8 protein-coding genes are annotated in these 12,659 nt (G+C 42.3%); all 8 read right to left on the reverse strand.

Annotation, left to right across the window (positions count from 1 at the left end; translation table 11 throughout):
• Positions 1-39: 39 nt before the first annotated feature.
• The 8 genes from HMPREF3002_RS01150 to nagA all read right to left on the reverse strand — a co-directional run bounded on the left by HMPREF3002_RS01150 (position 40) and on the right by nagA (position 12,623).
• Positions 40-1,422, reverse strand: coding sequence for an amino acid permease (locus tag HMPREF3002_RS01150; RefSeq protein WP_070664884.1), 1,383 nt, complete (start codon positions 1,420-1,422; stop codon positions 40-42).
• Between the two features lie 163 nt (positions 1,423-1,585).
• Positions 1,586-1,843: a DUF896 family protein gene (locus tag HMPREF3002_RS01155; protein WP_031575259.1), complete on the reverse strand. Its 258-nt coding sequence runs from the start codon at positions 1,841-1,843 to the stop codon at positions 1,586-1,588.
• A 33-nt stretch (positions 1,844-1,876) separates the two neighbouring features.
• Complete coding sequence (gene glyS / locus HMPREF3002_RS01160) at positions 1,877-3,913, reverse strand: glycine--tRNA ligase subunit beta (RefSeq protein WP_070664886.1); 2,037 nt, start codon at positions 3,911-3,913, stop codon at positions 1,877-1,879.
• A gap of 207 nt (positions 3,914-4,120) precedes the next feature.
• Positions 4,121-5,038 carry a glycine--tRNA ligase subunit alpha gene (gene glyQ / locus HMPREF3002_RS01165; protein ID WP_002886077.1) on the reverse strand — a complete coding sequence of 306 codons (918 nt, stop codon included), beginning with the start codon at positions 5,036-5,038 and terminating at the stop codon, positions 4,121-4,123.
• A 509-nt stretch (positions 5,039-5,547) separates the two neighbouring features.
• A complete protein-coding gene (locus tag HMPREF3002_RS01170) occupies positions 5,548-9,966 on the reverse strand; it encodes a S8 family serine peptidase (RefSeq protein ID WP_070664888.1) in 4,419 nt (1,472 codons plus the stop codon).
• 269 nt (positions 9,967-10,235) lie between these two features.
• Positions 10,236-11,078, reverse strand: a complete 843-nt coding sequence (locus HMPREF3002_RS01175; RefSeq protein WP_070664890.1) for an aldo/keto reductase — start codon at positions 11,076-11,078, stop codon at positions 10,236-10,238.
• The gene (locus tag HMPREF3002_RS01180; RefSeq protein WP_003018530.1) at positions 11,075-11,293 is read right to left on the reverse strand and encodes a hypothetical protein; all 219 of its coding nucleotides are present in this window, start codon (positions 11,291-11,293) and stop codon (positions 11,075-11,077) included. Before HMPREF3002_RS01180 ends, HMPREF3002_RS01175 begins: the two co-directional genes overlap by 4 nt.
• A gap of 172 nt (positions 11,294-11,465) precedes the next feature.
• Entirely contained in the window at positions 11,466-12,623 is a 1,158-nt protein-coding gene (nagA, locus tag HMPREF3002_RS01185) for an N-acetylglucosamine-6-phosphate deacetylase (protein ID WP_070664915.1), read from the reverse strand.
• Positions 12,624-12,659: the final 36 nt, after the last annotated feature.

A 12,659-nucleotide genomic window follows, 5' to 3' on the forward strand; every position in this document is an offset into this window, starting at 1 on the left:
AATTGAGAGGCTAGGACTTTTGTCCCAGCCTCCTGCTGTTTATTTATTATGTTTCCAATTGCTGTAAATCCCAAAAAGAATGATCCAGATGGTTGCTCCAATCGCTCCAATGTATGTTGATTCTTGCAAGAAGAGACAAACGAATACAAAGAGGAAGAAAACAATGGTCAATGGATTCAACACTTTATAGGCTGGCATGACAAAACCATCTGGCATAAATTCTTTCGATTTACGGTACTTAAGATGGGCAAGCATGGTCAAAATGTAAATAGCAATGTAGACACCAGAAGAAGATGCCGTAATCAAGGCAAAGGCATCTGAGACACCTGGCAAGACATTGATAAAGGCAGAAACAGCAACCACAATCGCAGAAAAAATAATCGCGCGACTTGGAATCCCCATACGAGATAAGCTATTCAGTTTCAAACGATTCATCACTTTGCTGTTTGGTGTTTCTTTTGCAATCTGGTACAAGTGACGCCCTGTTGAATAGAGAGTAGAATTCAAGGAAGATGCAGCAGCTGTCAGTACAACAAAATTAATCAATCCTGCTGCCCACTTGATTCCAACCATCTGAAAGACCGTTACAAACGGTGACTTATTGACAGGAAGCTGTTGCCAAGGGAAAATAGCCATAATCGCCAACAAAGCTCCTACATAAAAAATCACAATTCGGATTGGAATTTCTTTAATGGCTTTTGGCAATACTTGGCGGGGATTAGCTGTTTCAGAAGTAGTAATTCCAACAAACTCGATCGCTTGGTAAGCAAAGAAGACCATTTGGAAGGCCATGACGAACTTGACCCAACCATTTGGAAACATTTGAAAACCATTGGTAATGTTACTTAAGCTAGCGTGTCCAGCTGGTGTTTCAAAGTTCGTCGTCACCATAAAGATCCCTGTTGCGATCAGGGCTAAAATAGTGACAATCTTGATCATTCCAAACCAGAATTCAACCTCTCCAAAAACCTTCACAGCGATCAAGTTTACACAACTTAAAAGCGCTAAAAAGATAATTTGAATCTGCCAGGCTGGCCAATTTGGAAACCAAAGCTGGACATAGTTGGAAACAGCGGTGATCTCTGCCATTCCCAAAAATACCAAGGAGACCCAATAGGACCATCCTGAAAAATAACCCCAACCTTTTCCTAGATACTTGGTGATAAAGTTGATAAAGGTGTGTTGATCAGGGTCCATATAGAGCATTTCTCCGATCGCCCGCATCATCAAGTACATGAAGGCGCCAGTCAGCATATAGACTAAAATAATAGAGGGACCTGTCAAAGAAAGGGAACGACCGGCTCCAAGAAAGAGTCCTGTCCCGATGGTTCCTGCAATAGCGATCAGCTGAACATGCCGATTTTGCAGACCACGAACCATCCCATTTTCGGTTTCTTCACCAGGATGATGTTTTTTTGACATATGATTACTCCAATTCTTTTTCTGTACATTTTCAGAAAAGTATACTTCAAATTTTCATACAATCTACTATACCATGTTTTTAAAAATTGGTCAATCCGGTCCAGAATATTCTGAATTTTATAGATCAAAAAGAGTGCTGGAGTCTATTCCAGCACTCTTTTGATTATGAATTAGGGTCATCGAGACTACGGCCATGCAAACCTTTTTCCCGTTGCACTTGGCGTAGTTTCTCAGGTGTTACATCGTTACCTTCTTCATCTACAATTTTGATACCTTCAATGTGGTGACGAACCGAACGACGATAACCTTCAATGTATTCTTCACGAAGTTTTGCTTGCTCCACTTCTTCTTCTGGAGTCAAACCTTCTGTTTTTTTCTTTTTAGCAAGCTCATTGATACGAGCAATTTTTTCAGGTGTCATAATAAAACCTACTTTCTACCTGTCATCAGGTCATTATTTTGTGTTCAATTGATTAAAGGCTGCGACAGCATTAGCTTTCGCTACAAGGCCTGCAAGAAGGGCCAAACGGTTGTTTTTAACAGCCTCATCTTCTGCCATCACCATGGTATTGTCAAAGAAAGCATCAATGACTGGGCTAAGAGCAAAGAGTTGAGCCAATTTGTCGCTAGCTGAACCTGTCAATTCAAGCTCTTCAATCGCTTTAGCCAGGGCTTTTTCTTGATCGTTTTCAAAGAGACTGGCATCGACTGCTACTGAAGCATCTGCTTTTTCTGCCAAGTTGAAAGCACGAGAGAGGGATTCAACAGCTGCCTTGTAACCATCAGTCTTCGCAGCTTCTGAAAGAGCTTCAGCTGCTTCCAGCATATCAGCCACGACAAAGTTTGAACCAGCAAGAACAGCTTCTTTGATATCTTTTGGTGTGCGTCCCATCATCTTGTCCACACGCGCCTTGATGAAGTTGAGCACTTCTGCTTGATTGTCATATGAAAGACTATCAAATGAAAGGGCGTAAAGGCTGTCGATCAACTCATCCATAGGGATATGCCAACCAAAGGCATCCAAGATACGCACAATTCCTTGAGTCGCACGACGAAGCGCATAAGGGTCATTGGAACCTGATGGAATCAATCCTACTGAGAAGAATGAAAGGAGGGTATCCAATTTATCTGCAAGCGCAAGGATAGCACCAACCTTAGTCTCTGGAAGGGCACCATCTGCTGAATCAGGAAGGTAGTGCTCACGGATAGCTGTCGCAACCGCAGCATCTTCACCAGCAAGGAGAGCGTATTTTTCACCCATGATTCCTTGCAATTCATCGAACTCTCCGACCATACCCGTCAAGAGGTCAAATTTGTAGATTTCAGCTGCACGAGCGACAGCTGCCGTTTCTTCAGCAGTCAAACCAGCTTGCTCAGCTAGTGACGCTGCAATAACACCCGCACGTGCCATGTGTTCTGAAAGAGAACCAATTTTTTCATGGAAGGTCACGTTAGCCAATTTAGCAACGAGGTCTTCAATCTTAAGTTTTTGGTCTTCACGCCAGAAGAATTCACCGTCTTCAAGACGCGCCACCAATACTTTTTCATTTCCTCGGATAACATTTTCCAAGTGCTCAGCGTTACCATTACGGACGGAGATGAAGTTTGGTTTAAGTTTACCATCAAGGTCACGTACAACAAAGTAACGTTGGTGCGTTTCCATTGAGGTCACCAAGACTTCTTCTGGAACATCCAAATATTTAGTGTCAAAACTTCCCATAAAGGCAGTTGGGTATTCGACCAAGTTCAAGACTTCATTCAAAAGTCCTTCTTCGATTTGAACTTGAACACCTTGTTCTGCTTCGATAGCTTTGATTTGCTCACGAATCATATTTTCACGTTCTTTGCTATCCGCAATCACGTAAACCGTGCGAAGGTCTTCTTCATAAGAATCCGCATTAGTAATTTCCACTTCATGTCCAAGGAAACGGTGTCCACGGCTCACACGACCTGATTGGATATCCAAGAAATCAAGATCGAGCGCTTCGTCGCCCAAAAGAACTGTCAAGGTGTGAACTGGGCGAATGTATTCAAATGTATTGTTAGCCCAGTGCATGCTAACAGGGAAGGTCAATGAAGCAAGCACTTCTGAAACGCCAGCCAAGACTTCTTCAGCTGGTTTTCCAGCTTCGTGTTTCGTGACATAAACGTACTCTTCACCTTTGACTTCACGGAATTCGATATCATCAACCGTCAAGCCTTTCCCACGGACGAATCCTTGAGCCGCTTTTGAGAAGTTTCCATCTGCATCCAAGGCGATTTTCTTAGAAGGTCCTTTAAAATCTTCGGTCAAATCAGATTGTTGATCCGCTAAACCAATCACACGGACGGCCAAACGGCGTGGTGTTGAGAAGGTTTGAATGCTTTCGTATGAAAGACGGTTGTCATCCAAGAAGGCTGCCATTTTCTCACCTAGTTGTTTTTCACTTGGTGTGACAACGTAGGCTGGCAACTCTTCAAGTCCAAGTTCTACTAATAAGTTTTTTGTCATGTTTTTTCTCCGAAAAATATCTTTTTTTCCAGTTTGCCTTATGTGATTGGCACGCAGCAACCGACTTCGTCGTTTCATTGCTAAAATTGGAGCCTAAGGTCTCCAATTTTGCCTGGTATCGTTAGTTTCTCTAACGATACCTTTATCACTGCGGCAACTGGTTCTGTAGGATTGTTCTATCAGTCAATCCCATCTAATACGCTCTCTTTATTCTTCCTCTTCTGCTAGGAGTTTGGCGCGTGTGGCTTCGTCGAGAAGTGGGTAACCAAGTTTTTTACGTTCTGCGACGAAGGTTTTGGCTACGACACGGGCCAAGTTACGGATGCGGGCAATATAGCCGGCACGTTCTGTAACGGATACTGCTCCACGAGCATCAAGCAAATTGAAGGTATGTGAACATTTCAAAACATAGTCATAGGCTGGGTGAACAAGGCCCAATTCCAAAGCACGTCCTGCTTCTTTTTCAAATTTTTCGAAATTTTCAAGAAGCATATCTTGGTCAGAAACTTCAAAGCTGTATTTTGAGTGTTCATATTCTGGTTGAAGGAAGATTTCTCCGTATTTAACGCCTGGAGCCCACTCAATATCGTAAACAGAATCGACTTCTTGGATGTAAGAAGCCAAACGTTCCAATCCGTAAGTAACCTCAGAAGTTACTGGCCCAGTTGCCAAACCACCAACTTGTTGGAAGTAGGTGAACTGAGTGATTTCCATACCGTCCAACCAAACTTCCCAACCAAGACCAGCTGAACCAGTTGATGGGTTTTCCCAGTTATCTTCAACGAAACGAATATCGTGTTCCAAAGGATTGATCCCCAATTTTTCCAATGACTCAAGGTAGAGTTCTTGGATGTTTGATGGTGATGGTTTCATCACCACTTGGAATTGGTGGTGTTGGTAAAGACGGTTTGGGTTTTCTCCGTAACGTCCATCAGCTGGACGACGTGATGGCTCTACATAAGCCGCATTCCATGGCTCAGGACCAATGGCACGAAGGAAAGTGTAAGGACTCATGGTTCCCGCACCTTTTTCATTATCATAAGCCTGCATGAGCATACAACCCTGGTCATTCCAGTATTGTTGCAAAGTAAGGATGATTTCCTGGAAAGTCAATTTTTTAGACATGTTTTACTCCTTATTCTATAATTTCTTGCGACATGAGTCTGCCTCGTCGATTTTACGAAGCAAGACGAGTTAGTACTGCGTCTAGCTCAGGCACCCTAGTGCTGAGCGTGGGGCAGTCCGACTGTAAGGAGGTCTCTGCCACTAACGCAGTGGAAAGTCAATTTTTTAGACATGTTTTACTCCTTATTCATAAAGTTTCTTGTGACTCAGGATGCAAAAAGAACCGTGTCTTCGCTCCTAAGTCCTTTGACCTAGGGGCGTCAGAAACGCGGTTCCACCCTAATTTATTACTTCATTTTATTTTACTTTACTCAGCTTTTACTGAGAGAAAGCGCCACTTGCTTACTTTGCTCTACTTGGCTCTCACTATCCCAAGCTCGCTAGAAAAACGCCGTAAGCCCTTCTTTCTTGACTAGTATTATAGCAGATTTTTAGTAACTTGTAAATTAAAATCCGCATGAAACAATCGTTTCATACGGATTTTAGGCTAACAAACAATATTGTTTTTCTTATGGACGTCTTGCAGCTTTTGGTTTTTTACCATGAAGTTTTTTCTTGGCATTCTTCAAGGCTGTCAAAGCATCTTTCACATCTTGTTGGCTTGCTCCTGGATTTGAAAGGATAGTTTGCGCATCCTTGAAGGCTGCTAGGTAAGCTTCTTTTTCTTCATTTCCAGCATAGATGAATTTAGCATTCTTTTCTTGGAACTTCAATTCTTCCTTGATGTATTTTTCAAGGCTTGAAAAATCAGTTGCTTTCCCGTTTAATTTTCCTTCCGCACGGCTAAGCTCAGCAAGTGCTTGATTGATTTGTTCTTGTTTCACAGTTGGATCAACTGCAAGCAAGGCAACTGTTTGGAAAGCACGATCGTACTCGCGACGTACTTTTTCTTTGGCATTGGCATAACGACCAGTTTTAGTCGTAGCATCGTAAGCCTGCATTGCTTCTTTCAAGGCCGCAACGTTTGAATCTTTCCCATCCAAAGCTTGGCTGGCAGCTTCAAGACTAGCTAGAGCTTGGTTGACTTGCTCTTGACTAACCTTGTTGGTCAAGGCTGCTTGGGCAGCTTGCAAGGCTTGATCATAGGCTTCCTTCTTATCCGCACTGGCATTGAAATATTGCGCTGTCTTTGTAACATCTGCTTGGTTGTTCAAAGCAGCTAAGAGATCCACTTTTGAGATCACTCCAATACGATAATTGTTGTTGCGCCCTGCGACAACTGAGATCACTGGTGCTTCCTCAGCTAGTTCATAGCCTGTAGGAAGAGTTGCAACCAAGGTATATTGACCAGTTGCTACAGATTTACCAAAGCCATTTTTACCATATTTTTCAGCAGGCAAGACAAAGTTTTCACCATCTGCCCCTTTTAATACGATCGTAGCTGCTTTTGAAACCGGTTGATCAAATCTGATGCTAACTGGTGCATATTCTAAAGTATTGGCAAGAAAAGCAATCGTTTGGAAACTATTATCCTCTGTCAAATCAAATTCTTGCGTCAAGCTGCTGACAAATTTCACTTCTGTACGATCATACGTAAAGATTTCTGCAGTATAATGACCAAAGTTCAAGAAGTTAATATCTTTTGTCTTATCAACTGACACGTATTGGCCGTTGCTATCTTTGATTCGGTAAACATACATAGTATCCAAATCTTTGTTCGTTTTAGCGTCACGAACTGCAATTTGAACCCGACCACTATTTTGATCCCGAACTAAATCAGCTAGTGAAACATAGTCTACGTTCCCCGCAAAGTCTTCTACATAGTAGTAGATATTCTTCTTATCGATGTTTTCAGGAAGATCGAAGCTACCATCTGCATCGGCCTTGATCACATGGTAATTTTCAAGCGCACGTGTACCATTCTTATCTTCACTGGTTTGGACCATTGTCCCCTGATCATCGAATGGAGTCACGTAGACGAGTTTTTCAGTTAAGATACCACCATCGCCAACATCTTTGGCTTTACGTGCTACAAACTGTTGAGCCCCATCTTTGAAACGGATATATCCAGATGTGATCACTGGTTTTTGAGTATCGACTTGAACCTTGAAGGTCGTTGACTGCTCCTCAGCTCCAGGAACCATTGGTGTGTAACGAATGACATAATCATATACACCATCTGCTACTGCTTTCCCATTTGCATCGGTACCATTCCAAGCAGTATTATCTAGTGTGTAACTGCGTGGGTTCTTTTCATTACCATCAAAGAAGTTCTTACGATGATCAGATGGAGTTCCTTCCCACAGCGGATTTTTATGTTCCGTATCGCTTGCTGCATAAACAGTTGCACGAAGGTTTTCAATGTTTCTAAGGGCAACTGTCTTGTATTCGACGAAATCTTTATTTCCATCTTCATTTGGTGAAATGGCAATGCGAACATTTCCGTTTTCATCTAGTTGAAGGGTGTGAGTTCCTTCTGCATTTTCGTCAATACCAAGGACTGTAATCCGACGACCATCTCGTTTTCCTTGAGTGAGAAGGAAGTCATTTTGCTGAGTGACGAGCGCAGAAACATTCGCACTAGAAGAGATATTCAAATCTTTTGGAATATGGTAGTAGAATCCATCTTTTCCTTCGCGAACCAAATCATAGACTGGCTTTTCAACAGCGGGAAGGTTTTGGAATTCTCCCTTGAAGCCCATAAATGGCAAGCTGACCACATCTCCATCATCAGCCGGATCAACAAAGCGAACAAATCCTTCAAGGAAATAGCCGTTCGGCATTTCTTTGCTCAATTCTTCTGTGAATTTACTTGTATCGACTTTCACCGTAACCGTTTCAGAGCTATGAGCTTTCACAGTTACTTCAGGCCAAGCTGTTTCAGTCAATTTACGTGGACGGAGGGTAAATTTACCATCTTTTACTTCATCTGTGTCAGTATTGACCAGCATCTTCAAGGTACGATCGGTATCTGAAATATTGTGAACCGTCACATCAAATGTAAAGCTATCTCCAACATTACCAAGAGTGACGCTTGGATAGTTGTTTTCACCGGTCACATACAAGTCTGTTGAAACGGCTGCTGCTGTGTCAACAACCCCTGCTCCTTGTTGGCGTGGAGAAGTATAGACACCCGTTTCTTTGTTAACATGCGGTTTAGCCGTAGACATGATCAAGGCTTTCACTGTTTCAGAAACTTGTTCTGGAGTTAATTCTGGGTGATGCTTCACAAGGTATTCTTTAACCAAGGCTGCAACACCTGCTACGTGAGGAGAGGCCATACTTGTACCACTCATATCCCCGTAGGTATTGTCATTTAAAGAAGAAAAGATATTCCCACCAGGTGCTGTGACATCTGGTTTCAACTGACCATCGGTTGTTACACCCCAGCTTGAAAAATCAGACAATTGGTCTGCTTCTGGAGATGGACGGTTGGCCATGGTATTGTTAAAGACAACTTTGTAAGATCCAGCTTTAAGAGCTTCCCCATAGCGTTTTGAAATGAAGACAGATGGAATTTTCTTAGCATCCCCATCAATTGACATTCCAAGGTTTGATCCTTCCACATTATTGTAGACCATAGCCCCTACTGCACCATGATGGAGGGCATTAGCAATTTTTTCTGTGAATGGGATTTCTCCACGTTGAATAAGCGCTAATTTACCGGTAAGATCCAGATCTTTGAAATCATCTTCTTTTCCAAGACCAACTGACACATATTCGTACTCTTTGCCTTTTTCAAAATCAGCGTCTGCAGCAGATTTACTGTAATCAAACTTACCGTTATCCGCTTCCGCATTGCCTTCAAGGCCTTTGACTTCAAACACTTCTGTCGTAATAACATTATTATTGATAGAAGCAACAGAGATGGAGTCCTCTACTGTTGAAGGATTTCCGACCAAACCATAATCTGGATTTTCAGCAGAAGGTCTTGAGTAACCATTTCCAAAGCTATTGCTATTTCCTGCAGAAATTAAGACAGATACGCCTTTAGCGCGCGCTCGTTTAATGGCATCTACAATATCTGAATCCGCATTGACCGTAGAACCAGTCGTAGAGCCAAGACTCATGTTGATAGTATCTGCACCAAGAGCTACAGCATCATCAATTGCTTTTACATAAAGGGCAGAACCAGTTGTTTTTTGACGATCTGAAAAGACACGCATAAACATAACTTGCGCTTCTGGTGCTACACCATAGATCTTTTCTCCGTTTCCTGCTTCTTTATCAGGATTCCCTGTCGCAATCCCTGTAACGTGCATCCCGTGAGAATCTCTTTCGGCCTCTTTAATATTGTCGGTACCATCAAAGTAATCATAGGCATAGACGACTTTGTCGTTGTACCATTTACCGTAATCAATTCCTGCTGCTTTCTTAGCAGCTTCGATTTCTTCTTGGTTTTTAAACTTAGCTTTTGAAGGATCGGTAATCCGAAGAACCTCGTGGTTCACATCCAAGCCAGAATCAATGACAGCGACAACCATCCCTTCCCCTTTGTAGCCTTGCTTCCAGGTTTGGGGAACAGTAATAATTTCGTCACTTTCGATGCTTTGAGGTTTTTCAGCTGCCTCATGGCGATTCGTTGTTTCCGAACTTGTCGCAGTAGCCACTACTGTTGCTTTTTCAACAGGTTTTTCCGCTTCTTCCGGTTTTGTTTCTGGAACAGCAGCTGCCTCTTTCGGAGCTTCTGTTTTTTCAACTACAGCTGCTTCTGTTGTATGACTTGTCTTTTCAGCAACTGTTGCTTCATTTGCAACTGCTACTTTCTCACTAGCAACTGCTGTACTTGCTTCTGTTGCTTGTGAATGCTCTTTTTCAGCAGGTGCCTGTTGACTGTTTGCTACAAGCTGTGTCCCAGCGCTCGTTTGACTCGCTGCTTGTTCTTCTGCACTCGCTTGTGCAGATCCAAATACCAAAACAGCCCCTAATAAAACTGAGGCTACACCAAATTTGTATTTCCTTAATGAAAAACGCTCTTGTCTATTCATAGAAACTCCCCTTTTATTTTAATAGTAACTATTATAACGCAAAATTATCTGAAAATTCATTCAAAAATGAATTGTAACACAATTGTAATATTTACGTATATTACTAATTATTAACTTATTTTCGTTCGGAAATTTTTGAAGTTGAACAGGAAAATATTATAGAACATCTGTTTTTTGTTGGATCCTTAAAATTATTTCATGTTTGAAAGGTTTTTAAAAACCGAGAACGAAACTGTCCTCGGTTTTCATTAATGAATAGAAATTCTCTTTTAAAAATCTTTGGTGTCTGGATCTGGTGCACCTGCTTCAACCGGAAGATGGCGAAGGAGTTCCATATCATCTGCCGTCAATTCAAAATCAAAGCAATTTAAATTACTCGCAATCCGCTCAGGTGTAACCGATTTTGGCAGTGGAAGGAAACCTTCTTGCAAACTCCAAGCCAAGGCTAGTTGAGCGACCGTCTTTCCATATTTAGTAGCCATTTCTTTTACTTGTTCATTTTGGAACAATTCTCCTTGGCCAAAAGGTCCCCAAGCCTCTAGTAAAATGCCATGCTTACGACTCGCTGCAATGGCTTCGCTTTGGTAAACCCCAGGTGCTAGACGAATTTGGTTCACAGACGGAATGACCCGAGCTGTTTCAAGGAGGGCTTCCAAATGATGAGGCAGAAAATTGCTAATACCAATAGCTCGAACCTTGCCAGCAGCTAGCATATCTTCCATTGCTCGCCAAACCTCAGCATTTCGTTGTTTCCAAGCATCATTTTCTCGAAGTGATTTTGGATTTGGCCAATGAATCAAATAAAGATCCACATAGTCCAAGCCTAGTTTCTCAAGAGACTCTTCCAAAGCAGCTTGAGCGTCTTCATAGGTGTGATGAGTATTCCAAAGTTTGGTGGTAATAAACAGGTCTTCGCGCGCAAGACCACTGTCTTTAATGGCCCGACCCACACTCTCTTCATTTTGATAAATCGCAGCTGTATCGATATGGCGATAACCTGCTTTTAAAGCAGCTAAGACAGCTTGATAGGCTTCTTCTCCATCCGCTGCTTTCCACGTCCCAAATCCCAATACAGGAATCTCCACCCCATTATTTAAACGATAATGATTCATTTTTTCTTTCCTTTCTTCGATTTCGGTTTCTTAGGCCCTCGAAGCTTAAGCTCTGGCTTAAAAATATTCTTCTTGGTTGGCTCCATCTTCTTGCTATAAAAACTATAGAGTAAAAATGCCCCACCAACGATCACAATAAAGATATTTTTTCTTACAATCCCATAGAGCAAGAAAAAAATTCCCATCAATAAAAAACGTATATCAATTGCCTTCATAAGCTACCTCACATTTCAATTCCCATTATAGCATGAAAAGACAGCATTCACAAAATTGCACTACCATCGGTAAACAAAAAGCCCCTCAAGACTGTTTAACCCCATGAATACGTCACAAAAACCTCTCTAGGTATGACCTAGAGAGGAAGTATTCTATCTTCGTTTCTTGAATCTAGTTAGTCGCCTGGTAACGTTTGACCCCATCGAGATAGGTCGCAACCAGATCCAAATTTTGATCAAGCACGATGAAGTCAGCATCATACCCTTCGCGAATTTGACCACAAACATCATCAATATGGACTGATTTTGCCGGATTGAGGCTGGCCATCATCACTGCTTCGTGAGGGTTAGCAATCCCCCACTCTACAACATTTTTTAATCCATCTTTCAATTTCAAGATTGAGCCAGCTAGATTACCAGTTGATTTCAAGCGAGCAGTCCCTTCAGCGACCACAACTGGGAATTCCCCAAGCATGTAGTCCCCATCTTCTAATCCCCCAGCTGTCATACAGTCCGTAATCAAGGCAACATTTTCTTTTCCTTTTTGTTTCATCAGGATATCACACGCTAGTGGATCCACGTGATGGCCATCACAGATCAACTCTGCTGTAGTATGAGGCAACTCATACATGGCACCAACCATACCGAGTTCACGGTGCGTCAAACCACGCATACCATTGTAGGCATGCACCCAGACACTCGCACCTGCATCAACCGCTTTTTTAGCTTCTTCAAAAGTAGCATTAGAGTGTCCCAGAGCGACAGTCACCCCTTCTCCTGTAATGGTCCGAACAAATTCTTTTACCCCTTCACGCTCGGGAGCAAGGGCAATCTTATTCAACAGACCATTGGCAGCTTTTTGCCAAGCCCTGAATTCTTCCATACTTGGATCCTTCATATAAGATGGGTTTTGAGCTCCCTTGTATTTTTCTGTAAAATAAGGTCCTTCAAAATAAATCCCGCGAATCTTAGCTCCTGTTGCTTCTTTGTATCGTGCACCGATATTTTCCGTTACTGCCAAAAGTTGTTCATAAGAGGAAGTCAAGGTCGTAGGCAAAAAGCTCGTAACCCCTGTACTCAAGAGCCCTTCACTCATGGTATGGAGAGTGCCTTCGATATTATTATCCATCACATCTACCCCACCAAATCCGTGAATATGGGTATCTACGAGGCCAGGCGCAATGCTGTAACCAGAATAATCCAGCACATCCGCACCTTCTGGTAAGCTTTCCACATGTTTTCCAAACTTGCCATCAACAAGCTCCAAATAGCCTCCGCGGCGAACCCCATGTGGATAATAAAATTGATCTGCTTTAATATATGTAGACATAAAATCGTCCTTTCCATTGTAGGAACTGTGTTCCAT

Origin of the sequence: Streptococcus sp. HMSC065E03, assembly GCF_001815045.1 — a bacterium.
In the GTDB taxonomy this organism is placed as follows: domain Bacteria; phylum Bacillota; class Bacilli; order Lactobacillales; family Streptococcaceae; genus Streptococcus; species Streptococcus parasanguinis_AD.